The following is a 23,757-nucleotide window of genomic DNA, read 5'->3' as shown; positions in this document are numbered from 1 at the left end:
CCATGAGCACGTACTACGAGTATCTCCACACGGTGGGCTTCGAGGAAACCTCGATCATGGGGAACATCTACTACGTCAACTACCTGCGCTGGCAGGGACGATGCCGGGAGATGTTCCTCAAGGAGCGGGCCCGCGACGTGCTCACCGAGCTGCAGGAGGGCCTCAAGCTGTTCACCCTCAGGGTGGACTGCGAACTCTTCGCGGAGATCACGGCCTTCGACGAACTGTCCATCAGGATGCGCCTGCTGGAGCTGGCGCAGACCCAGCTGGAGTTCGGCTTCGACTACGTGCGGGTCAACCCCGACGGGACCGAGAACCTCATCGCCCGGGGCAGGCAGCGGGTGGCCTGCATGCGCGGGCCGAACACCAAGACCGTGCCCGCGAGGGTTCCCGAGTCCCTGGTCAGGGCGCTCGAACCGTACGTGTCCTAGACGCGGATCCAGGAGGCCAGCGTGCAAGTCCCACCATCAACCCCGTCGCTGGGAGTCGACGACTCCAAGGCGTTGCGTCGCGCGTTCGGGACCTTCGCCACCGGCGTCACCGTGATCACGACGGGCGGCGCCGTTCCCCACGCGATGACGGCCAACTCCTTCACGTCGGTGTCCCTCGACCCGCCGCTGATCCTGGTCTGCGTCAGCAAGGGGGCGGTGATGCACCAGTGTCTCAGCGCGGCGAAGTCGTTCGGGGTGTCCGTGCTGGGCGCGCACCAGGAGGCCACGGCGCGTCACTTCGCCGACCGCTACCGCGCGATCGGCCCGGCCCAGTTCGCCGACATCGAGGTGGTGCCGGGCGGTGCCACCGGCGTGCCGCTCGTCGCCGGTGCCGCGGCCTGCTTCGAGTGCGACGTCTGGCGGATCTACGAAGGAGGAGATCACACGATATTCGTCGGCCAGGTCGTGTCGCTGAGCCGGCTGAACGACTGCGGCGCGCTGCTGTTCTACCGGGGCCGGTTCGCGAAGATCTCCTTCGAGCTGCGCGAGGTGCCGGCGTGAGCGCGGTCGGCGACCGCCCCCGGCGGACCGGGCGGGGCGCCGTGCCGCCCGGCCCGCCCCCCTGGGCCGCCCCCGCCCTCTACCGCCGGCTGGTGGCCGACCGGCTGACACTGCTGACCCGGGCCACCGCCCGGTACGGCGACGCCGTGCGGATGACCATCGGCCCCAAGGCGATCTACCTGTTCAACCACCCCGACCACGCCAAGCACGTCCTGGCCGACCACAGCGGCGACTACCGCAAGGGCATCGGGCTGACCGAGGCACGGCGGGTGATCGGCGACGGACTGCTGACCAGCCACGGCGAGGTGTGGCGGCAGCAGCGCACGACCATCCAGCCGCTGTTCCAGAACAAGCGCCTCGCCCTGCTGGACTCGGTCATCGCCGATGAGGCGGGGCGGCTGGTGGAGCGGCTGCGGGCCCACGCGGGCGGCGGGCCGGTGGACGTGTCCAAGGAGATGACCGGCCTGGCGCTCGGCGTGCTGGGCCGCACCCTGCTGGACGCGGACCTCGAAGAGCACTCCTCGCTCGGGCACGCCTTCGAGGGCGTCCAGGACCAGGCGATGTTCGAGATGGTCACGCTGGCCATGGTGCCGCTGTGGCTGCCGCTGCCGCTGCACCTGCGCTTTCGCCGCGCCCGGGGGGAACTGCACCGGATCGTCGACCGCCTCGTGGCGGGGCGCCGCCGCGATCCGACCGACGGCAACGACCTGCTGTCCCGCCTGATCGCCAGCACCGGTCTCGCGGACGGCGGTCGTACCGGCCACTCAGCTGACGGTGAGGCTCGTGACCGGTTGCGCGGGGAGCTGATCACCGTGTTGCTGGCGGGGCACGAGACCACCGCCAGCACCCTGTCGTGGGCCTTCCACCTCCTCGACCGGCACCCGGAGGTACGTGAGCGGGTGCGGGCGGAGGCCATCTCGGTGCTGGGCGACCGGCCGCCGGTCTACCAGGACCTGCACCGGCTCACCTACACGACGATGGTGCTGGAGGAGGTCATGCGCCTCTACCCTCCGGTGTGGGCGCTGACGCGGGTGGCCGAACGCGAGGACGAGGTGGGCGGTTACCGGGTGCCCGCGGGGGCGGACGTGCTGATCAGCCCGTACACCCTGCACCGGCACCCGGCCTACTGGCGGGAGCCGGATCGGTTCCGGCCGGAGCGGTTCGCCCCCGAGGCGTCGGCCGACCGGCCGAGGTACGCCTACATCCCGTTCGGGGCGGGCCCGCGCTTCTGCGTGGGCAACCACCTGGGGATGATGGAGGCGACGTTCGTGCTGGCCATGGTCACCCGCGACCTGCGGCTCACCGGCCTGCCGGGGCGCCGGGCGGTGCCGGAGCCCATGTTGTCGCTGCGGGTACGCGGCGGGTTGCCGATGACGGTGAGCCTGACATCGCGCCGATGACCGCCGACGACCGTGAGCCCGGCCTGACACCGCGCCGGTGAGCGGTGAGCCGGAGGGCACCCTGCCGGTGAGCGGTGAGCCGGTCGGCACCCTGCCGGTGAGCGGCGGGATCCGCCGCTCACCGGTGCCGGGGCTCATCCCTCCCGGTGCCGAGGCTCATCCCTCACCGGTGCGGGGGCTCCCCGCTCATCGCTCGTCGGCGCCTGCGTCCGCCCCGGCGCTCCAGGAGGAGAGCGGGTCGCGGAGTGCGAGCAGCACCGGCGGGTCGAGGAGGCTCATCGGCTTGAGCCGGATGTCGGCGCGCTGCGAGCCCCCCTCGGGGCCGATCGCGATCGGCCCCTGCCGGGCGATGCACAGCGCCGCGTCGCCGCCGGGCGGGTAGTGGATGGCGTCCTCGCGAGACTCGGCCACGGACTGCGCGATCAGGTACCAGTGCCCCTCGGGCACGTTCCTCATCACGTACGGGCCGGGCCGCCTGATCAGGGTGAAGCTGGCCGGGCGGCCTTCGAGGATGGGACGGGGGAAGATACCGGCGAAGATCGGCCGGTCCGGCAGCGGGGAGGTGACGGTGCCGTGCAGGGTCACCGTCGGCCACGTGGGCACCGGATTCCCCCCGTCCGTGAGGTCCTGCGCGGTGATGCTCATGACCTGGCGGTACCTGCTGGGCGACAGGCCCACGCTCTGGGTGAAGCGCGAGCTGAACGTGCCGACGCTGGAGTAGCCGACCTGGTGGCTGATGTGCGTGATGCTCAGCGAGGTGGACGCGAGCAGCCGCTTGGCCTCGCGTACCCGCACGGCCGACAGGAACCGGCCGGGGGACAGTCCGGTCACCCGCTGGAAGACGCGCGAGAAGTGGAACTTGCTGAACATCGCGGTGCGCGCCATGTCGTCGATGGTGAGTTGCTCGCCGTGGTTCTCGTGCATGCTCTCGATGACCCGCGTGACCGCTCGTTCGATGACGTCATACATTTGGCCTCCCGGAATCCGGAGGACCCGGTCGGGCAAACCCGAGTGATAATTGCCTCTTCGAGTTTGCGACCTTTCCTCGGACACCCTGGGTAAAATGCCTTTCGTTGCCATCTGCTACACGCCTTCAGGGGCGCCCGGTGCTGCACGAAATGCCACAGAATTTGAAAATCTTCACATTTATCCGAGAGTGCGGAATTATCGGGCCCATTCCCGGTACGGCGGCGGGGGCCACCCTGACGGCCCGCCCGGCCGGGGGTGCGAGCGCCGCTCGCGCGGGTGGCCGAGGACACCTCCTCGGACCGCACCCCGTCATGCCGGCTCGTCGCCGCGCGACTCGGGATCACCGGGAACGGTCCAGGCCCCACGGGTTTCCGGCGCCCGGACCACGGTGGCGAAACGCCCCTTGGGAGATACGGGCCCGGATGGTTCCGGCAGGAGAAATGCCGACGGGAGGGAGGCCGACCTGAGGGGTGTCGACCTGGGCGGTTCCGCCATGAGATGTGCCGGTTTGAGCGGCGCCGCCCCAGGGTGTGCCGACCCGAGGGGTGCCGGCTTCAGGGGTGTCGACTTTAGGGGTGTCAGCGTGAGGGGTACCGGTTCGAGGGGTACCGGTACTCGTTCGAACGTGCCGGACCGCCGGACGGCGTCGGCCGCCGTGCGAGGGCGCGGGCCCACCACCATCGCCCTGTCCTCGGCGAACCCGACATGGAGATCGCTGGTGGCCAGCAGAGCCCCAGTCATGCTCATGCCGCGACCGTATGCAGGCGGGAGCGTTCCGGACAGCCGCCAGGCACGTTAACTGGGGTTCGGGGGTCCGGAATAGGGGGCGTACCACGGCACGGCGCGGAATCCCGGGAGCGGACCGGCGCACGTCCCCGGCAGATGTCCGGCGGGTCCGCGCGTCGGCGAAGGCGCAGGTCGGACCCTGTGCCCCGGAGCTCCCCACCGGGGACGATCCCGGCCCCGGACGGCGGCCCGGAACCCCTCGGCCGGTGCGTTCACCCGGCCGAGGAAACCGCGCACCGGCGACGCCCGCTCACCCGCCGGTGAACGCCCCCCCTCCCGAACCCCTCCCGGCCATCCGATCTCATTCGCCCCAATAAACTCCGGCGTCACAGCACCACCGAATTCTTGCCTTTCTTGACCGACCCAGTCAAATAAGGGCGCACACGCGGTCACTAGGGGTTGTTACAACGACCCCTGCCATTCAATTCTGTGCGTACCGGGGCATTCAGTGCTGCGCGCACCGGGAAGGTGGAGAGAAATTTTCGGAACCCCGGGGGTGGATTATATCTGACGCGCCTGAACAGGAATTCGCGCATTTCGCGCGAGAGGCCAGGCCAATGCTGCGTCGTATCGCGTTCCGGCTTTCCGGGGACTGGTACGAGGCCGACGATCTCGTCCAGCGCGCCCTTCTGGCACTGCACCGGCACTGGGACGGTCTCGACCGTCGCGACCACATCCAGGCGTACGCGCGCCAGATCATGCGGCGCCTGCTCATCAGCGACCGCAGGGCGATGCGCTGGTCCCGCGAGGTGCTCATCGGAGCGCCGCCCGACCCCACCTCGGCGCTGGACCCCTGCGCGCTGGTGAACGAGCGCATGGTGCTGATGGACGCGCTGGCCACTCTCGGGCCTCGGCAGCGGGCCACGATCTTCCTCCGGTTCTGGGAGGACCGCAGCGTCGAGGACACCGCCCGCGTCATGGGCAACGAGTCGTCCACGGTGCGGAGCCAGACCGTAAGGGCGCTGAGCATCCTGCGGTCCGCGCTCGAAACGCAGGAGACCCGCGAGGGGCCCTGCGAGGACACGGCAACGAGGGAAGACACATGCTGGACGAGACAAGCAGGGTGACCCTGGAGGCGTTCGCGGACACCATCGTGCCCGGGAACAGACGCTCCCCCCAAGACCTGGCCGTGGCGGACATGAGCCCGACCGGTGGCGCGGTCGCGGCCGGCGCCGTCGACCTCCTCGAATGGGACGCCACCGGCCTCACCGACGGCCTGGACGACTACGCCCGCTCGCTGAACGGCCACGCCCACGTCCACGCCGACCGGTGCGGGCTGCTCGTCGACGAGAAGGTACCGGCGTTCGTCGGCCTGCCGTTCGAGGAGCGCACCGCCCTGGTCCGCGTGCTGACCGCGCCCGGCCACCCGGAGAAGGCGCTGTGGGTGCTGCTGGCGCTGTTCTGCTACATGGCCTACGACTCCGCCGCGCACCTGCACACCGCCGACGCCGTCGCCGCCGGGCACCCCGGCCTGACCGCGATGGGCCTGGCCCGCCCCGACGCCGACGGTCTGTTGCGCTTCTCCGCCTGGTCCTACGGCCGCCCGCTCGCCCGGCCGCGCCCCGACACCACACCCTCAGGGAGCCCCGCATGAACAGCGTCGAACGCACCGACGTCGTGGTGATCGGCAGCGGCTTCGGCGGCGCGATCCCCGCCTACCACCTGGCCGCCGGTGGCGCGCGGGTCGTCGTGCTCGAACGCGGCCCGCACCTCACCACCGACGAGTACGAGCACGACTTCAAGCTGGGCTCCTCCTACACGCGCATCTTCGACTTCGTGGTGGGCGACGGGATGAGCGTGCTGGGCGGCAACTGCGTGGGCGGCGGCAGCGTCGTCTACTTCGCCGCCATGCCGCGCGCGCCCCGCTTCGTCTTCGAGCGACGCGGCAGCATCCACCGGCGCATGTGGCCGTCCTCGATCACCCGCGACACGCTCGACCCCTGGTACGACCGGGTGGCCGAGTCCATCCCCATCACCCAGCAGGGCTGGGAGGACGTGTCCTACGCCGGTGGCCTGTGGGCGGCGGCCTGCCACCACGCGGGCCGTACCGCCAACCCCGTGCCCGCCGCGGTGGACACCAGCGCCTGCGTCAACTGCAACTGGATGATGGCCGGGTGCCGCTTCGACGCCAAGGAGTCGCTGCTGTTCAACTACCTGCCCGCGGCCGTGGCGCACGGCGCGGAGATCAGGCCGCTGCACGAGGTGCAGAGCATCACTAGGACCGACGACGGCGGCTACCGCGTGCACTACAAGACCGTGCACGACGAGGACTACCGGCTGACGACGGGCGAGGGGACGATCGACGCCAAGGTGGTCGTGCTCGCCGCCGGGAGCGCCGCCACCCCGGTCATCCTGCAGCGCAGCGAGGCCGCGCTCGGGCCGATGCCGCACGCGGTGGGCCGCTACTTCTCCGGCAACGGCGAGCGGCTCAACACCGCGGTGCTCAACGAGGACCGGGTACGCGAGGTGCTCGGCCTGGACCGGGGCGACGGCCTGGCCTACGCCGCCAACCAGATCGGCAAGGGCCCGACCGTGGCCAACTGGGACCGGCTCGACGGGTCGCTGCCCGAGTACACCCGCTACTCACTGGAGCAGCTCTACTTCCCGCCCGGCCTGGGCACCATCCTCGCGCTGGCCGGGGGGACCGACCCGACGTGGTTCGGCCTCGACAAGAAGGAGATGCTGCGGCACTGGCGGTCCTGGCTGATCATCTTCCAGATGATCGAGGACGACAACGAGGGCGTGTTCGGCCCGCCGCCCGCGCGCGGCAACGCCGACCGGATCTCGCAGCAGATGCTCGGCGTCGGCAGGCTCAGCTACAAGCCGACCGCCAACACGCTGGGGGCCTGGGCGCTGGCGGACGCCGAGTGCAAGGACATCCTCGAACGCGACGGGCTCGCCACCGTGACGCCCTGGACGAACGACCTCGTCGGCGCGTACACGGTGCACCCGCTCGCCTCCTGCCGCATCGGCGACGACCCGTACACCTCGGCCCTCGACGACCTGCACGAGCTGCGCGGCCATCCGGGGATCTTCGTCACGGACGGCTCGGCCGTGCCGGGCGCGCTCACCGTCAACCCGGCCATGACCATCTCCGCGCTGGCCGAGCGGGCCGTACCCGGGATCGTGCGGGCCGCCCGGGAGCGGGGCGTCCGGGTCACGTACGGGGCACCCGCGCCGGACGGCTCCACCGCCGGTCGCCGGGCCACCGCTCCCCTCGTGCCCACCCTGCTGCGGGACTAGGGGAACGCGCCGTGAGCGGGATGCTCAGCCGGATCACCGCGCCCGGGGTGCTCGCCCAGGTCCGCCACGTCTCCCCGGTGCGGCCCGCCGCCGCGCACGGGCTGGTGGCCGAGGTGTACGCGCAGGCCGCGCGGGACTTCGGCATGCTCGCCCCGCCCGTGATCCTGCACTCGCCCGCGCCGTCCGCCCTCGCGGCGAGCTGGAGCATCCTGCGCGAGTCGCTGCTCGTGCCGGGAACCGCCGGGCGGGCGGCCAAGGAGACGGTGGCGGCCGAGGTGTCGGCGGGCAACACGTGCCCGTACTGCGTGGACGTGCACGGCGCGACGCTGCGCGGCCTGGGCGCGGCGCGGGATCCTCGGCTCGCGCCGCTGGCCGCCTGGGCGCGGGCGAGCGGGACCGCCGCGACGGCGTGGGACGAGCCACCGGCCGGGGACGGCGGGTCCGGGGCCGCGGAGCTCGTCGCGGTCGCGGTGACCTTCCAGTACCTGAACCGCATGGTCAACGTGTTCCTCGGAGACTCGCCGTTGCCGCCGGAGCTGCCCCGGGGCGCGCGCGGGCCCGCGATGCGGCTGTTCGGCGCGCTCATGCGGCCGGCCGCGCGGCGGGCCGCCGTCCCCGGGGCCTCGCTCGGCCTGCTGCCCGTCGCGCCGCTGCCCGCCGACCTGTCCTGGGCTGCCGGTGTGCCCCACCTGGCCGGGGCGTTCGCCAGGGCCGCCGCCGCGGTCGAGGAGTGCGGGCGGCGCTCGCTGCCGGGACGGGTCCGCGCGCTGGTCGCCGACCGGGTGGCCGCCTGGGAGGGCGAACCGCCGGGTCTCGGCCGCGACTGGGCGGCGCGGGCCGTCGCCGGGCTGCCCGAGGCGGACCGCCCGGCCGCCCGCCTCGCCCTGCTGGTGGCGCTGGCCTCCTACCAGGTGGACCGGGAGGCGGTCGAGGAGTTCCTTCGCACGACACCCGACGAGCGGGCGCTCGTCGAGGTCACCGCCTGGGCGAGCCTGACGGCCGCCCGCCGGGTGGGCACGTGGTCCGCCCGAGCCATCGCAGACAGAACCGATCTCCAAGTGAAAGGACGCGCACGTGAGCGAGATTGAGGTTGTGCTCGACGACCTGGCCGCGGACGGCGACCAGCTGGACCGGATGGTGGCGGACCTGGACGCCGAGCGGTGGCGCCTGCCCACGCCCGCGACCGGCTGGACGATCGCCGACCAGATCGCCCACCTGATCTTCATCTTCCGCCTGGCCGCCACGTCCGCCACCGACCCCGAGGGGTTCCAGGCGATGACGGCGGGGGCGCAGCAGAACTTCGACGGCGCGGTGAACGCCGCGCTCAAGCCCTACGCGAACGACACCCCCGACGAGCTGCTGGCCAAGTGGCGGGCCGAGCGCAAGGCGGCGATCGCCGGTCTGGCGGCCGTGCCCGCGGGCCAGACAGTGCCGTGGCTGGTCAACCCGCTGCCGCCGATCGTGCTGGCGTGTGCCGGGATCATGGAGCAGTTCGCGCACGGGCAGGACATCGCCGACGCGCTGGGCGTGACGCCGGAGCGCACCGACCGGCTCAGGCACCTGGTCGTGTTCGCCGTCCTCACCCGCGACTTCGGCTATCTCTCGCGCGGGCTGACCCCGCCGCCGGCCGAGTTCCGCTTCGAGATCACCGGCCCCTCCGGCGAGCTGTGGGCCTACGGGCCGGAGGACTCCCCCCAGCAGGTCCGCGGGCCGGCGGAGGACTTCTGCCTCCTGGTGACCCGGCGGCGGCACCGCGCCGACGTGGCGGTGACGGCCGTCGGCGAGGAGGCGGACCGCTGGCTGGACATCGCCCAGGCGTACCGGGGACCGGCGGGGGCCGGTCGGCGACCCGGACAGTTCGCCCGGACCGCGCGCTGAGCGGCGGATCACACACCGGACAGCCGATCACGTACCGGACAGTGATCGCGTGATGAGCACCGATCGCGTTGGGCGTCGGTCGCGCGTTGACAGCGGTCCGGCCCTCGCGTGGCACGCCGCCACCGGGGCACGGCCGGTGCGGCGCCGGGCGGGTCATCCGGTGAAGCACTGCAGGAGGTGACACGGAACGGCCGCCGATCATTAACTGGAGACAACCGGCAGAACCCGAGGAGGAAACGATGGGCACCTCGGAGCTGTACATCTCCCCCGGCGTCCCCGAGGAAACCGGCACTCCCGGATCCAGCACCGCCACCTGACCCCGTTGTCCCGTACGGGGCCCTGGCAGCCCTCGGAAACCCCGCAGGCACCTCCTGCGGGGTTTCCGCGTGTCCCGGTCCCGCCGACGGCACCGGTGCGAGTCCCCGCCGCACCCGGCTCGCGCGGAAACCGGATCCGGCACCATCGCCATTCGACACCGCCTTCGACACCGCCAAGGGAGTTCCAATGATGATGTCAAGCGGCGAGTGCCACGTGTGGTGGGCCGCCCCGGGGGACCGGCCGGTCGAGAGCCTGGTCCCGGTGCTCGGCGAGCGCGAGCTGGAGCGGGCGGCGCTGTTCCGCCGCGAGCCCGACCGCCGCCGCTTCCTCACCGGGTCCTGGCTGCTGCGTACCGTGGTCGCCGCCCGGCTCGGGATCGGTCCCGGGGACGTCGTGGTGGACAGGTCCTGCCCCGACTGCACCCGGTACCACGGCAAACCCCGGATCAAAACAGACGGCCCTCCGCTGCACGTCTCGGTGTCGCACTCGGGCGACCGGGTCGTGGTGGCCCTCACCGCCGAGGGGCCGCTCGGCGTGGACGTGGAGGCCGTGCCCTCCTCGCCGGTGGACGGCCCGGCCTGGTCCGCCCTCACCGAGGACGAGCGGTCCGCGGTGGAGGCGCTGCCGCCGAAGGAGAGGTACGAGGCCTTCGCCACGGTCTGGGTCCGCAAGGAGGCGGCTCTCAAGGCGACCGGGCACGGGCTGCGCGTCCCGCCGGGCGGGGTGGAGGTGAGCGGTCCCTCGGACGATCCCGAGCTGCTCGGCTGGCCGCTCGACATCCCTCCCGGCCACGTGCGGCTCCGGTCCCTGGAGCCCGGCCGCGGCTACGTGGCCGCGCTGGCGGTGATCTCCACCGGTCCGGCCCTCAGGGTCGTGGAGTCCCGCGTGGCGGCCGTTCCCGGCGCCGTCCCGTCGCCGGCCGTGCGAGGGTAGTCGTCGTGAAGAGAGGGCTCCTTCTCCTCCCCGGCGCCTGGTCGGGCGCGTGGATCTGGGAGCCGGTGGTGCGGCGCCTGCGCCGGCGCGGCTTCCCGGCTCGGGCCGTCACGCTGCGCGGGCTGTGCACCGACCTGACCGACGTCTCCGGTGTCGGCCTGGAGACCCATGTGAACGACGTTCTCGCCCTCCTGCGGGCCGAGGACCTCCACGAGATGGTCATCGTCGGGCACAGCTACTCCGGCCTGGTGGCCGGTCTCGTGGCCGATCGGGCGCGTGACCGCGTCGCGCACACGGTGTTCGTCGAGGCGTTCCTGCCCCACCACGGGCGCTCCATGCTGCATGCCTTCCCCGAACGCCAGCGCGCGCTCGAACTCCGGCTCATCGACGCCAACGGGGGCCGCTGGCCCGCTCCCGACCACACGGTGGTGGGCGACGGACAGGACCTCACCCGGACCCAGGCGCGCCGGCTGGCCGAACGCCTCGTCGGCCACCCCGGCCGCACCGTCACGGAGCCCGTCGTGCTGGAGGGGCCGCTGGCCCGGCAGCGGGCCAGCTACGTCATCTGTTCCAGGGACCACGTCAACGGCTGCGTCGCGGCCGACGTCGCGGCGATGCGAGCGGTTCCGACCTGGGACTTCCACACCCTGGACGCCGGTTACTGGCCCATGGTGTCGGTGCCGGGACCGCTCGCCGACCTCCTGGCGCGCATCGCCGGGCGGGACCGCTGACCGAGCGCCCGGCGCAGCGGCCCGCCGTACAGGAACCAGACGATCGCCAGCGCCGCCGCGAACAGCAGCGCGGTGAAGACCCACTCGTTCGACCCTCCCGGGCCGTAGACGCGGCTGGCGGCGCCGACGTCCACGGCCGGTGCCGGTTCGCCCTCCCGGTGTGAGACGCGATCGCTGCCGTACATCTCGACCTCGTCCCGGCGGGTCATGCCGTCGGCCGAGCGGAACTCGCCCGTCCAGACGCAGGACTCGTGTCCCGGGTGTTGCACGCAGAACAGCTCGCGCGGGACGAACACGCCGGGCGTCCCGTCGGCTCGCGCGGCGCGGATGACCGTACCCATGTTGGGAACGGCCAGGTAGACGAGGAGACCGGCGAAGAGGGTGAGCACGACGGTGAAGGCGGGCGAGCGCCCCCTGCCCGCGGTCATCAGGCGGGGGACAGCGCGCAGGTGCAGCGCATGCGGGCGCGCTCGTCCTGACGGGCCCGCCGGTGCAGGACCATCGCCACGACCATGGGCGCGAAGACGAGGGCGTTGTAGAACAGGTGCAGCTCCACTCGCGGCACGACAAGCTGGATGATGCTCGTCGGGACCGGCCTGCCGAGCAGGTTGGCGCCGGCGAGCGCCTGGATGAGCAGCAGCAGATGCTCCAGGTGGTGCCAGACCTGGATACCCAACGAGATGTTCCACCACACCCGGGACCTGCCGACGAACCCGGGCCTCAGCAGGATCAGGCCGACCAGCATCAGCAGCGCGTAGCCGTAGTGCATCCACTCGGAGGTGACGAGCCAGGGGAAGGGCACGCCGAGGGCCCCGCGCGCCTCCTTCAGCGGCCAGCCCAGTGCGTAGATCTGGATCGCCTGGAGGATGTGCTCGGCCCAGTGCGCCACCACCAGCGCCAGGTAGACGTTGAGTGCCGTCCTGTGGTGCCGGGTGTTGAGTGTCGTCAGCCAGCCACGTGATGTCGTTGTCTGTGTGGTCATCGCGAACCTCCCTGGATCAGGGTCCTGTGACGGTTCGCGCGACGCATCTTCGATATTGCTGAGTTCGGCGGGAAATCACGCGGTCGCCGGGGTTTCACCGCACCGTCGGCGCGGTGGCGATATCGGCGATCTTTTCGGGACGGTCCGCGGGACCGGAATGGGAGGCGGGGTACGGGGGCCTTCTAGTAGGGCAGTCGGCGGCCCGACGGAGTGCGCAGGTCAGGAGGTATGCTCGCGCTCTTCGGCTTGGATTTGGAAATGCGAATTCGGCGCATGGGACGGCTCCGTTCGAATGTCGGCGGCCGGAATGCGCGCCGGTCCGTGGAACGTCAGACCATCCACCATTCGACCTGGACTTCCATCTCCGATGATCTAACCGGTGATCTGTCTGGCGAAAGTTCCTCCGAGGATAGCTCCGGAGGGAATCGCGGGGTTCTTCCGTCGTGCGCGTTTCCGGAATGGGGACGGCCTTGGCCGATCGTCTCCGGACGGCCACGGGGGCAGGTGGGCAATTTGGAAGACGTTCGCGGCGAGGCCCGGCGGCACACTGGGTGGCGCGTGTGGATCCGCCTTCCGCGGGGTTCTGACGGCGTGTCACGCCGGCCGGGGAGGTGTCCACCGACGCGGGCGGTGGCCGGCGGGCGTACGCCGCCGGATTCCCGGGACGCGGGGCTCCGCGCCTCACGCCCGACCCGAACGACAACCGAGGGGAAGGCGTATGAAGATCACCGAGTGCACCGAGTGCCGCATCTGCGGCAACCGCACCCTGCTGCCGGTACTCGACCTGGGCACCCAGGCGCTGACCGGCGTTTTCCCCGCCAGCCTCGACCAGGTCGTGCCGACCGCCCCGCTGGAGCTCGTCAAGTGCTCCCCGGACGGCTGCGGGCTGGTGCAGCTGCGGCACACCGCCGACCTCTCCCTCATGTACGGCGACAACTACGGGTACCGCTCGGGCATCCGGCCTTACATGATCAACCACTTGCACGGCAAGGTCGCGAGGCTCACCGGCATGGTCGACCTCGGCAGCTCCGACCTGGTCCTCGACATCGGCAGCAACGACTCCACCCTGCTGCGGGGGTATCCGGCCGACGGCCCCACCCTGGTGGGCATCGACCCCACCGGCGAGAAGTGGCGCGAGTACTACCCCGGCCACATCGAGCTGATCCCGGACTTCTTCTCGAAGGCGGTCTTCGCCGAGCGGTACGGCGACCGCAAGGCCAAGATCGTCACCTCGATCGCGATGTTCTACGACCTGCCCGACCCGGTCGGGTTCATGGCCGACGTGCGCGACATCCTCACCGACGACGGCGTGTGGATGGTCGAGATGAGCGACCTGGCCTCCATGCTCGGGACGCTCGCCTACGACGCGGTGTGCCAGGAGCACCTGGAGTACTACGCGCTGGGCCAGATCGAGTGGATGGCCGAACGCGTCGGTCTCACCCTGACGTCCGCCGAGCACACCGACGCCAACGGCGGCAGCCTGTGCCTCACCCTGGTCAAGGACCCGGCCCGGCACAAGGTCGACGCCGCCTCGATCGACCGGATGCGCCGCCGGGAGACCGATCTCGAACTGGACACCATGGCCCCGTACGAGACCTTCGCCCGCCGCGTCCGCGAGCACCGCGACGAGCTGCGCGCGTTCCTCGACGACTCGCGGGCGGCAGGGAAGCTGACCCTGGGGTACGGGGCGTCGACCAAGGGCAACGTGGTCCTGCAGTACTGCGGGATCGACTCCGGGGACCTGCCGTGCATCGGCGAGGTCAGTCCGGGCAAGCACGGCTGCTTCACGCCGGGGACCGGCATCCCCATCGTCTCCGAGGAGGATGCCAAGGCGCGCCGCCCCGACCAGTTGCTGGTGCTCCCGTGGGTGCACCGCAACGGGTTCGTCGAGCGGGAGGGGGAGTTCCTGGCGGGGGGCGGGAAGATGGTCTTCCCGCTGCCGTCCGTCTCGGCGGCCTGACCCGGCTCACCCCCAGAGAAGGCTCACCCCCCAGAGAACAGGAGCGGCGGTGCCCGCGCACACCTTCCCCACCAGCCCGCCCGGTTTCCCCGTCAGCCCGCCTGGCTTCTCCGTCGGCCCGCCTGGCTTCTCCGTCAGCCCGCCCGGTTTCCCCGTCAGCCCGCCCGGCGGATCCGGCGGCTCCCCGGCGGCGGCCCGGTGAGCGCCCTGCGCATCGGCGTGATCGGCTGTTCGTCGTTCGGCGCGCGCACCATGCTCCCCGCCATCCGGGACACCCCCGCCGCGCACCTGGCCGCCGTCGCCAGCCGGGACCGCGACAGGGCGGCGGCCTTCGCCGGGAGGTTCGGCTGCGACCCCGTGGTGGGGTACGAGAACCTGCTCTCCCGTGACGACATCGACGCCGTCTACATCGCGCTCCCCAACGCGCTGCACCACGAGATGGCGCTGGCGGCGCTGGAGTGCGGCAAGCACGTCCTGGGGGAGAAGCCCCTCACCACCACGGTCCGGGACACCGTCGAGCTGGCCCGGACCGCCGCCGCCCGCGGCCTGGTGCTGCGGGAGAACTTCGGCTTCCTGCACCACGGCCAGCACCGGCGCGTGCGGTCCCTGGTGGCCGAGGGCCGCATCGGCCCGCTGCGGCACTTCACGAGCTCCTACTGCTTTCCTCCCCTGCCGGAGGACGACGTCAGGTACCGGTCCGAGCTGGGCGGCGGCGCCCTGCTCGATCTCGGCGTCTACCCGCTGCGGGCGACGCAGTTCTTCCTCGGCGACGACCTGACCGTGGTGGGCGCCGTGCTGCGGCGTGACCCGGTCTCCGGCGTGGACGTCTCGGGCAGCTTCGTCGCCTGCTCGCCGGACGGCGTGATCGCCACCGGTGACTTCGGTTTCGAGCACGGCTTCGGCTCCCGCTACCGGCTCTGGGGCGGCACCGGTCAGCTCACCGTCGAGCGGGCCTTCCTGCCGCCCTCCTGGTACGCGCCGACCCTGCGCGTCGTGTCGCAGGACCGGGTCGAGGAGCTCACCCTGCCCGCCGAGCACCAGTTCAGCGCGTCCGTGGGCGCCTTCGTGGCCGCGGTCGACGCCGCCCGCGCCCACGGCCACGACCCGGGCCACCGGGAGTGGTCGGCGACGGTCGTCCGCACCGCCGAACTGGTCGCCCACATCGACGAGACCGCCCACCGGATCTAGCGGCCGGGCCCCGGCACCCGGAAAGGACCCGCGCGGCCTCCCGCGCGGGTCCTTTCCGGTGTGTCGCGCGGCCCCGGGTCAGGCCGCCCGGGTCTCGCCGAGCCGCGCGGCGGTGCGGTCGCGTACCTCGGTGATGACCCGGTCGACGTCGGCGTCGGAGAGCGACTGGTGGATCGGCAGGAGCAGCGTGTTCGCCGCGGCGGCCTCGGCCCGGGGCAGCACGGCGTCCGAGCCGTACGCCTCGACCTGGTGCAGCGGGGGGTACCTGAAGGTCGTGTAGATGCCGCGCTCGTAGAGGTCGCGCGCGACCTGGTCGCGGATGCCGTTCTCGAACCGCAGCCAGTACATGAAGTACGAGGACGTGTGACCGGCGGGCAGCGGCGGCGGCACATGCAGCCCGGCCACGTCGGCGAGGCCCGCGTCGTAGGCCCGCGCGACCTCGTGGCGGCGGGCGATGGACTCGCCGAGCCTGCTCAGCTGGACGATGCCGATGGCGGAGAGCACGTCGTTGGTGGTGGAACGGCCGGAGAACGACGAGACGTCGTAGTCCCACCAGCGGGTCTTCGAGCGCAGTGCCTGGTCGTAGCCGCTGTGGAAGGACGCCGACCCGGACCGGCCGGGGGCGCGCTGCTCCAGCCCGAGGTAGGCGATCTTGGGTGCGCGGGCGGCGAGCTCCGGGTCGCGTACGTACAGCATGCCGCCGTCCACGGTGACCACGACCTTGGCGTGGTCGAAACTCCACAGGCCCATGTCGCCGAAGGTGCCGCAGGCGCGCCCGTTCACCGTGGACGCGACGGCGAGGGCGGCGTCCTCGATCAGGCGGATGCCGCGCTCACGGCACAGCTCGGCGATCTCGGCGACCGCGCCGGGGTAGCCGCCGTAGTGCAGGATCACCACGGCCCTGGTGCGCTCGGTCAGCACCGCCTCGATGTCGGCCACGCTCGGGTTGAGCGTGGCCTCGTCGACGTCGCAGAAGACCGGCCGCGCGCCGCGCGCGGCGATCGCGTTGCCGACGGCCACGAAACTCACCGTCGGCAGCACGACCTCGTCTCCGGGACCGATCCCGAGCAGTTCGATCGCGATGAACGTGGCCGAGGAACACGAGTTCGTCGCCGTGACGTGTTCGCGGCCGACACCGAGGTGCCGGGCGAAGGCCGCCTCGAACTCGCTGGTGCGGGCGCCTCGGCCGACCCAGTTGCTCTCGAACACCTCCCGCACCGCCGCGAGCTCGCGCTCGCCCAGTGACGGCTGCACGACGTTGATCACGTGTTCCATGGGAACTCCTTGGCGTTGGCTCAGCATCTCCGGGCACGGCAGGACGCCGCCCCAACCGTCGCATCGGCGCGTGGGCCGCGCATCTCGCAGAATGCGGCCGTGCGGTCGAAGCGTTACCCGGTCGCCCGCTCGTGCATCAGCAGCAGGAGGTAGGCGGCGACGGTGGAGTCGTCGCGGACCTCGCCCGCCCGGATCATCCGCTCGAACTCCGCGCGCGGGACCCAGCGCTGGCGCATGTCCTGCTCCTCGTGCTCGCGCCGGGGAACGCCCGTGATCAGGCCGGTGGCGAGGAACACGGTGAACGACTGCCCGCTGGCGCCGTGCCAGCCGTACAGCGTGCCGAGCGCGGTCCACGACGCCGCGCTCAGCCCGGTCTCCTCGGCCAGTTCGGCGCGGCCCAGCTCCTCCGCGGTGCCGGTGCGGCCCTGGGGGAAGCAGCCCTGCGGGAACTCCCAGTACCGGCCGCGGGTCGGGTACCGGTACTGCTCGACCAGGTGGAACCCGTCGCGGTCGGCGGCGATCACCACGGCGTAGTCTGGCCGGTCGACCACCGAGTAGATGCCCCGGGTGCCGTCCGGGCGCTCCACGACGTCCTCGCGCAGCGACAGCCACGGGTTGCGGTACACCTCGCGGGAGGAGACCGTCCGGATGGTGCCGGGCAGGGGCTCCTCGGGCTGGATCATCGGGGGACCACCGTTCCTCTCGCCGACCGTCGTCGATGCCTCGGACCGCCTCGCGCGAGATCCCGGACCCGGCGCGGGAGGCCGCACCGCACTGTGGCACGGCGACCGCTACCTGCCAATCCCCCGGTAGGCGTAACCGTGCCGCCGGAACCGGTCGATGGTCTCGCGCGAGTAGTAGGCGCGGCCGTCGACGATGACGCACGAGGGCGCCACGACCTCCCGGAACGCGACGAGGTCGATCTCGGCGAACTCGTCGTGCCGCGCCAGCACGGCGACGCAGTCGGCACCGGCCAGCGCCTCCCGCGCCGTCTCCACCGGCGCCAGCCCGAAGGTCTTCTCGACCTCGCCGGGGTCGGCGAGCGGATCGTGGAGGACGACCTCGGCCCCGTCCCGTCGCAGCCCGGCCACGACCGGCAGGACCGGCGTCGCGCGGAGGTCGCCGGTGTTGTTCTTGAACCCCACGCCGAGCACCGCGACCCTCGCCCGCTCCGGCCGCCTGCCGAGCCTGGCCAGCTCCTCGACGATCAGGGCGGCGGTGTACGCGGGCATGGAGTCGTTGACCTCCCGCGCGACGGGAATCGTGTCCAGTTCGAGGTCACGGTCGCGGGCCGCCCGCCACACCATCCACGGGTCCTTGGTCAGGCACGACCCGCCGACGCCCACACTCGGCAGCAGGATGTTGACGTTCCCGGTGCCCTTGGGGATCGTGTTCGCCGCGGCGATCACCTCCAGCACGTCGACGTCCAGCACGTCGCACAGCTTGGCCAGGTCGTTCGCCATCGCGATGTTGTGGTCGATCCACCAGTTGCTCGCCAGCTTCACCACCTCGGCGCTCTCCAGCGACGTGCAGTCGATGATCTCGGCGCCGATCGTCCGCCGCCAGAACGCCGAGGCGGCGGCCGCGCTGTCGGGGCACCAGCCGCCGACGACGATCGGGAACGCCCTCAGCTCGCGCAGCGCCTGCCCTTCCGACAGCCTCTCGGGGCAGAAGGCCAGCCCGAAGTCCTCGCCCACCGTCAGCCCGCCGCTCTCCAGCAGCGGGGCGACGACCTTCCTCGCCACGCCCGGGGGCACCGTGCTCTTGAGGATGACGAGCTGGCCCGCGCGCAGGCGTTTGCCCAGTTCCGTGCACGCGGCCCGCAGGTACACGTCCACGAGCTCGGTGTCCTTGACCGGCGTCCCCACGGCGATGATCACCACGTCCGCGTCGGAGACCGGGTCGTAGTCGGTGGTGACCCGCAGCCGGCCCGAGTCCAGGCCGCCGTACAGCAACTCGGGCAGTCCCGGCTCGGCGAGCCGGTGACGGCGCCGCTCCATCCGGGTGACCAGCTCCGGATCGACGTCGATTCCCACGACGTCCACGCCCTCGCCGGCGAGGACCGCCGCCACGGTCGATCCCACATAACCCATTCCAATGACCGCGGCGGAGGCATTTCCCTGATCAGGCAAGAATTTCATGGGTCACCCACTTTCCGGATGTAACGGGGCGGCGCATGAACAGCGTGCCAATCGACGCGTTCGAGGCGCATCTCCTGTTATGCCATTGCCATCCGGACGATTTCGTGCCGCATTCCCGAAGGTGCGTCGCCCATCCGGTCGTAGCACGATGCACGCAGTCATCCGACCTCAAAAGGGGAGCCCTGCGGTGCCTGCGCGATTGAATCAGCTGGACATGGTCATGCCCGTCGACCTCGCCTCCCGTATCGCCGCCTCGGCGCGGATGACCTCGTCTCCGATGAGTCCCGAGATCGACGACTGGCTCCGGGGAAAGAGGCGGCAGCCGTTCGAGAGCGCGGACATCACGCTGGAGGAACTGACCCGGTCACCGGGATGGCGCTTCGCCCCCGACACCGGGAACCTGCACCACGAAAGTGGCCGGTTCTTCACCGTGGAAGGGCTCCACGTCACCGCCGAACGCGGTCACCCCGCCGAGTGGTGGCAGCCCATCCTGGTCCAGCGGGACATCGCCATCCTCGGCATCATCGCCAAGGAGTTCAACGGCGTCCTGCACTTCCTGCTGCAGGCCAAGATGGAGCCCGGCAACATCGACATGGTGCAGCTGTCGCCCACGGTCCAGGCCACCTCCAGCAACTACACCCAGGTGCACCGCGGCAGGGCCGCCCGCTACGTGGAGTACTTCACCCAGCCGGGCCGGGGCAGGGTCCTGGTCGACACCCTGCAGTCGGAGCAGGGCGCCTGGTTCCACCACAAACGCAACCGCAACATCGTCATCGAGGTCACCGGCGACGTACCCGTCCACCACGACTTCTGCTGGCTGACGCTCGGGCAGATCCACCGGCTGCTCCACCGGCCCAACGTCGTCAACATGGACACCAGGACGGTCGTGGGATGCCTGCCCGGCACCGTCTCGGAGCCCGTCGGCGTCCACACCATGACGGAGATCCTCAGCTGGTTCACCGGCCACAAGAGCCGCCAGCACCTGTCCGCCCGGCTGGTTCCGCTGAACCGCCTGGTGGGGTGGCGCCGCGACGACGAGAGGATCGCCCGCGACGACGGCGGCGCCTTCAGCATCGTCGGCGTCAGCGTCCGCGCGCAGACCCGCGAGGTCACCAGCTGGAAACAGCCGCTGCTCGCGCCGCACGGCCTCACCCTGGCCGGGCTGGTCGTCCGGCGGATGAACGGGCGGCTGCACGCCCTGGTCCGCGCCGAGGCCCTGCCCGGCTACCGCGACACCATCGAACTCGGCCCCACCGTGCGGTTCATGATGACCGACCATCCCACCACCCCGGCGGAGCACCGCCCGGAGTTCCTCGACCACCTGCTGTCGGCGCCGCGCCACAGCGTCCGCTACGACGTCGTGCAGTCCGAGGAGGGCGGGCGCTTCCGCCACGCCCGGACGCGCTATCTCATCGTCGAGGCCACCGACGACTTCCCGCTGTCGGCCCCTCCGGACTTCGCCTGGATCTCCGTCGAACAACTCCACGCGCTACAACGGCACAGCTACTATCTCGGCATCGAGGCCAGAACCCTGCTTCTCTGCCTGGACAGCGTTTCCGGCCCGGACACCGATTTCGGGTTCCCCGTCCGCTGAATGACGCGGAACGTCGGACAAAGCCACATCCGACGACCTCCCCGGCTTTTCCCTGCCGGCTTTTGCGATCGCAGCGGCCCGGATGTTTCCCCGCCAAATCCGCACCCTTGGAGATGCACCCGTGTGACGGGCGGATGACGATGGTCGCGGGGCCGATTCCCCGCCCGATGCCATTTTCGGGAAAAACGCCGTCAAAGGAGATCGTTAATGCGTGTCCTGATTACCGGCTTCCCGCAACCGACGCATATCTATCCGCTCGTGCCGTACGCCCAGGCGCTGCAGAACGCGGGCCACGAGGTGTGCGTCGCGTGCCCCGGCGGCGTCGAGGACCTGATCACCTCGGCCGGGCTGACCGCCGTGACCACCGGCAGGGCCGAGGAGGTGGACGTGGACACCTGGGCGGCGATGGAGGCCCCCGACCTGGACGAGATGGACCGCCTCGCGGAGGAGCTGGGCTTCCACAACGCCGCGGACCGCGACCACTGGGAGGTCTTCTACCAGTTCTTCGTCTTCGCGACGCGGTTCTACATCCCGCGCAAGCCCCGCAAGGACATCGAGGAGCTTGTCGACTTCGCCCGCGCCTGGAAGCCGGACCTGGTGCTCTGGGAGTCCTGGTTCCCGGCGGGCGCGGTGGCGGCGCGGGCCTGTGGCGCGGCGCACGCCCGCGTGGTGATAGGACCGGACTACGGGATGTGGAGCGCCGAGAGGTTCGCCGAGCGGCAGCGCCGGGCGGGCGCGGCGTCGCTGGAGAACCCCTACCCGTCGACGGTGGCGCGGCTGGCCAACCGTTACGGCTTCGACGTCGACGACGAGCTGCTGAACGGCCAGCGGACGATCGACCCGCTCACGCCGGAGCTGCGGCTGACCACCGGCCCCTCGGACATCCCCGTCCGCTGGATCCCCTACAACGGCGGCATGGCCAAGCCCTCGTGGCTCCACGGCCGGCCCGAACGGCCTCGGCTGGCGTTCACCGTGGGGGTCTCGACCCGCGCGTTCGACCAGGGCGAGTGGCGTACCCCCAAGATCTTCGAGGCCGTGTCCGGCCTGGACGTGGAGGTCGTCGCCACCCTGAACAGCGACCAGCTCGTCGGGATCGACCGGATCCCCGGCAACGTCCGCACGGTCGACTACCTGCCGCTGTCCCAGCTGCTCCCCACGTGTTCCGCGGTGATCAGCCACGGCTCCAGCGGCAGCCTCTGGGCGTCGATAGCGGCGAACATACCGCAGCTCATCACCGACACCGGCGACCGCCATCGCCTGGACCTCGACAACGCGGAGAACAAGACCACGGCGGCCCGCGCCCAGGCCGACAACGCGGAGGAGAAGGTCACGGAGCGGGCCCCCGACTCGTGGATCTCCTCGAAGTTCGTCGTCGACCGTGGAGCCGGGCTGCGCCTGGACCACCAGACGCAGTCGGTCGAGGAGATGCGGGCGCAGATCGCCGAGGTGCTGGACGGGCCCTCCTACCGCGAGGGCGCGGCCGCCCTGCACCGCGAGTGGCTGTCCAAGCCGAGCCCCGCCGACATCGTCCCCGACCTGGAGAAACTGGCCGCGGAACGCTGACGTCCACTGCGGGCCGAAGGGAACGCGAGCGCGACCACCGGCGGACCGGCCGGAACGGGGTCGCGACCGCCGCAGGCCGACGGGAACGCGGCCACGACCATCGCGGACCGGCGGGAACGCGGCCGCGACCACCGCGGACCGGCGGGAAACGTGATCGCGGCCACCCGGGCGGCAGGAGATCCGGTGCGCGGAGAACGCGCCCCGTGGCCCGCCCCGCCGTCGCGCTGTCGCGCTGTCAAAACGACTGGAGGAGCAAGAGTATGAAGAAAGAGGTCGTCGTCGATGTCTGGGTGCCCGATCTCACCTTCCCCGGGTGGATGGATCGGTGGCACCAGCAGGCGGCGGAGTTCGAGGCGGCGCATCCGGGATGCACGGTGAGGGTCCAGGGGAAGGATTTCTGGACGTTCCCGCTGGAGGTCTCCAAGGCCGCGGCGGAGGGACGCGCGCCCGCGCTCGCGGAGTACTACTTCTACATGGGGCAGGTGGCCAGGGACGAACGGGCCCGTGACGGCTCCCCGCTGTTCACCTCGGTGGAGAAGGCGATCGGCGGCCGGTCGGAGATCCTCGGCGAGCCCGTCGTGATCGACGACGTGCTCCCGGTCTTCCGGGAGTACTACAGCCTCGACGGCGACCTCACGTCCATGCCGTCGGTGGGCACGACGAGCCTCCTGTACGCGAACACCGACCTGCTCCGGGCCGCGGGCGTCACCGAGCTCCCGACGACCTGGGACGAGGTGGACTCGGTGTGCGAGGCGATCGCCGCCCTGCCGGGCGGCCCCGACCACGCGATCACCTGGTCGAACCACGGCACGTTCTTCCAGCAGGCGGTGGCCGTGCAGGGCGGGCACCTGGTCGGTCAGGAGAACGGCCGGGCCGGACGGGCCGAGCGCAGCAACCTGGCGTCCGGCGAGATGCTGGCCTGGGCCGAATGGTGGCGACGCCTCCACGGCAGGGGCCACTACCTCTACACGGGCTCCATCCCGGACTGGGCGGGGACCCTGCGGGCGTTCACCGAGCAGCGGGTCGCGGTGCGGATCTCGTCCTCCAACGACGTGAACTACATGGTCCGGGGGGCGAAGGCGAACGGGTTCGGCATCGAGGTGGGCATCTTCCCCTACAACGACAAGGTCCCCTACGCGGGCAACGCCGTCGCCGGCACCTCCATCTGGCTGGCGAACGGCCTCGACGAGGCCACCCGGGACGCCGCGCTGGCGTTCCTGATGTTCCTGCACAGCCCTCGGATGGCCGCCGAGCGGCACAAGGCCAACAGCTTCGTCCCGATCACCCACGCGTCGCTGGAACTGCTGGAACGCGAGGGCTGGTTCGACCTGCACCCCTACCACCGGGTGGCCGTCAACCACGTCAGCCGGTACCCGAGCGGCGTACCGGCCGAACAGCGGCGGGCGAACGGCGTGCCGCCGTCGGTGGGCGCCCTGTTCGGGGACTTCGCGGGAAACCAGGACGTCATGACACGTGCCATGGGGGACGTGCTCGCGCTGGGAGCGGATCCGCGCACCCGGTTCGCGGAGGCCGACGCCGAGGCCCAGCGGCTGCTCGACGGCTACAACGCCTACGCCCTCCGAGGCGGCCCGCGTCCGCACACCAGCCACTTCGTGGAGTACTTCGCGGCGGCCATGGCCGGGCGCGACTACACGGCGGCGGACCTCGAGAAAGCCGTGAAGGCGAACCGCTGAACCACTGAACCCTTCCCGGAAAGCCGGGAACCCCGGCACACGACGTGTGGCCCCGTCTTCGGCGGGGCCACACGTCGTGGTCGGCCGGTGTCCTCGCCCGTTCCCTCCGG

General features: G+C 71.4%; 21 protein-coding genes. 15 read left to right on the top strand and 6 right to left on the bottom strand.

The annotated features are described in order from the left end of the window. The first annotated feature begins 2 nt into the window (after positions 1 to 2). The 3 genes from ABD817_RS22260 to ABD817_RS22250 are packed head-to-tail and all read left to right on the top strand — an operon-like array spanning position 3 to position 2,392. Complete coding sequence (locus ABD817_RS22260; RefSeq protein WP_344920006.1) at positions 3 to 431, top strand: acyl-CoA thioesterase; 429 nt, start codon at positions 3 to 5, stop codon at positions 429 to 431. Between the two features lie 21 nt (positions 432 to 452). Then, positions 453 to 992, top strand: coding sequence for a flavin reductase family protein (locus ABD817_RS22255; RefSeq protein ID WP_344920005.1), 540 nt, complete (start codon positions 453 to 455; stop codon positions 990 to 992). Next, positions 989 to 2,392, top strand: coding sequence for a cytochrome P450 (locus ABD817_RS22250; protein WP_344920004.1), 1,404 nt, complete (start codon positions 989 to 991; stop codon positions 2,390 to 2,392). Before ABD817_RS22255 ends, ABD817_RS22250 begins: the two co-directional genes overlap by 4 nt. Before the next feature lie 186 nt (positions 2,393 to 2,578). On the opposite strand, the gene ABD817_RS22245 is transcribed toward ABD817_RS22250, so the two are convergent. After that, positions 2,579 to 3,361 (bottom strand): helix-turn-helix domain-containing protein, encoded by a 783-nt coding sequence (locus ABD817_RS22245; RefSeq protein WP_344920003.1) that lies wholly within the window; start codon positions 3,359 to 3,361, stop codon positions 2,579 to 2,581. Positions 3,362 to 4,590: 1,229 nt separating this feature from the next. Between ABD817_RS22245 and ABD817_RS22240 the strand changes: the two genes are divergently transcribed. From ABD817_RS22240 to ABD817_RS22210, 7 genes are all read left to right on the top strand, one after another. Continuing rightward, a complete protein-coding gene (locus tag ABD817_RS22240; protein WP_344920163.1) occupies positions 4,591 to 5,214 on the top strand; it encodes a SigE family RNA polymerase sigma factor in 624 nt (207 codons plus the stop codon). Next, the gene (locus tag ABD817_RS22235; protein WP_344920002.1) at positions 5,190 to 5,741 is read left to right on the top strand and encodes a DUF5987 family protein; all 552 of its coding nucleotides are present in this window, start codon (positions 5,190 to 5,192) and stop codon (positions 5,739 to 5,741) included. The genes ABD817_RS22240 and ABD817_RS22235 overlap by 25 nt, the downstream gene beginning before the upstream one ends. Beyond that, positions 5,738 to 7,390, top strand: a complete 1,653-nt coding sequence (locus tag ABD817_RS22230) for a GMC family oxidoreductase N-terminal domain-containing protein (RefSeq protein ID WP_344920001.1) — start codon at positions 5,738 to 5,740, stop codon at positions 7,388 to 7,390. Before ABD817_RS22235 ends, ABD817_RS22230 begins: the two co-directional genes overlap by 4 nt. Positions 7,391 to 7,410: 20 nt before the next feature. Further along, the gene (locus tag ABD817_RS22225) at positions 7,411 to 8,478 is read left to right on the top strand and encodes a carboxymuconolactone decarboxylase family protein (protein WP_344920162.1); all 1,068 of its coding nucleotides are present in this window, start codon (positions 7,411 to 7,413) and stop codon (positions 8,476 to 8,478) included. After that, entirely contained in the window at positions 8,465 to 9,268 is an 804-nt protein-coding gene (locus ABD817_RS22220) for a TIGR03084 family metal-binding protein (RefSeq protein WP_344920000.1), read from the top strand. Before ABD817_RS22225 ends, ABD817_RS22220 begins: the two co-directional genes overlap by 14 nt. Before the next feature lie 504 nt (positions 9,269 to 9,772). Further along, on the top strand, positions 9,773 to 10,519 hold the full coding sequence (locus ABD817_RS22215) for a 4'-phosphopantetheinyl transferase family protein (RefSeq protein WP_344919999.1): 747 nt from the start codon (positions 9,773 to 9,775) through the stop codon (positions 10,517 to 10,519). Between the two features lie 5 nt (positions 10,520 to 10,524). Continuing rightward, entirely contained in the window at positions 10,525 to 11,250 is a 726-nt protein-coding gene (locus ABD817_RS22210; protein WP_344919998.1) for an alpha/beta fold hydrolase, read from the top strand. Here the strand turns inward: ABD817_RS22210 and ABD817_RS22205 are convergent. Continuing rightward, entirely contained in the window at positions 11,178 to 11,678 is a 501-nt protein-coding gene (locus ABD817_RS22205) for a hypothetical protein (RefSeq protein ID WP_344919997.1), read from the bottom strand. The two genes, ABD817_RS22210 and ABD817_RS22205, sit on opposite strands and share 73 nt — an antisense overlap. Next, entirely contained in the window at positions 11,678 to 12,232 is a 555-nt protein-coding gene (locus tag ABD817_RS22200; protein ID WP_344919996.1) for a hypothetical protein, read from the bottom strand. Before ABD817_RS22200 ends, ABD817_RS22205 begins: the two co-directional genes overlap by 1 nt. A gap of 718 nt (positions 12,233 to 12,950) precedes the next feature. Here ABD817_RS22200 and ABD817_RS22195 point away from each other — a divergent pair. Both ABD817_RS22195 and ABD817_RS22190 read left to right on the top strand, forming a co-directional pair. Then, on the top strand, positions 12,951 to 14,192 hold the full coding sequence (locus ABD817_RS22195; RefSeq protein WP_344919995.1) for a class I SAM-dependent methyltransferase: 1,242 nt from the start codon (positions 12,951 to 12,953) through the stop codon (positions 14,190 to 14,192). Positions 14,193 to 14,390: 198 nt separating this feature from the next. Then, positions 14,391 to 15,380, top strand: a complete 990-nt coding sequence (locus tag ABD817_RS22190; RefSeq protein WP_344919994.1) for a Gfo/Idh/MocA family protein — start codon at positions 14,391 to 14,393, stop codon at positions 15,378 to 15,380. A gap of 78 nt (positions 15,381 to 15,458) precedes the next feature. Here the strand turns inward: ABD817_RS22190 and ABD817_RS22185 are convergent, their stop codons facing one another. The 3 genes from ABD817_RS22185 to ABD817_RS22175 all read right to left on the bottom strand — a co-directional run bounded on the left by ABD817_RS22185 (position 15,459) and on the right by ABD817_RS22175 (position 18,796). Then, complete coding sequence (locus ABD817_RS22185; RefSeq protein WP_344919993.1) at positions 15,459 to 16,655, bottom strand: DegT/DnrJ/EryC1/StrS family aminotransferase; 1,197 nt, start codon at positions 16,653 to 16,655, stop codon at positions 15,459 to 15,461. Between the two features lie 113 nt (positions 16,656 to 16,768). Continuing rightward, the gene (locus ABD817_RS22180; protein WP_344919992.1) at positions 16,769 to 17,338 is read right to left on the bottom strand and encodes an NUDIX domain-containing protein; all 570 of its coding nucleotides are present in this window, start codon (positions 17,336 to 17,338) and stop codon (positions 16,769 to 16,771) included. 108 nt (positions 17,339 to 17,446) lie between these two features. Further along, a complete protein-coding gene (locus tag ABD817_RS22175) occupies positions 17,447 to 18,796 on the bottom strand; it encodes a nucleotide sugar dehydrogenase (protein WP_344919991.1) in 1,350 nt (449 codons plus the stop codon). 187 nt (positions 18,797 to 18,983) lie between these two features. Here ABD817_RS22175 and ABD817_RS22170 point away from each other — a divergent pair, with 187 nt between their 5' ends. The 3 genes from ABD817_RS22170 (at position 18,984) to ABD817_RS22160 (ending at position 23,647) form a co-directional block, all read left to right on the top strand. Further along, a complete protein-coding gene (locus tag ABD817_RS22170; protein WP_344919990.1) occupies positions 18,984 to 20,390 on the top strand; it encodes an NDP-hexose 2,3-dehydratase family protein in 1,407 nt (468 codons plus the stop codon). Positions 20,391 to 20,597: 207 nt separating this feature from the next. Beyond that, on the top strand, positions 20,598 to 21,953 hold the full coding sequence (locus tag ABD817_RS22165; RefSeq protein WP_344919989.1) for a nucleotide disphospho-sugar-binding domain-containing protein: 1,356 nt from the start codon (positions 20,598 to 20,600) through the stop codon (positions 21,951 to 21,953). Positions 21,954 to 22,213: 260 nt separating this feature from the next. Then, the gene (locus ABD817_RS22160) at positions 22,214 to 23,647 is read left to right on the top strand and encodes an extracellular solute-binding protein (RefSeq protein WP_344919988.1); all 1,434 of its coding nucleotides are present in this window, start codon (positions 22,214 to 22,216) and stop codon (positions 23,645 to 23,647) included. Positions 23,648 to 23,757: the final 110 nt, after the last annotated feature.

The organism is Streptosporangium oxazolinicum (genome assembly GCF_039537505.1).
GTDB lineage: Bacteria > Actinomycetota > Actinomycetes > Streptosporangiales > Streptosporangiaceae > Streptosporangium > Streptosporangium oxazolinicum.
Note: the sequence above shows the minus strand (reverse complement) of the source record. Positions and strands in the feature narration are given on the sequence as shown.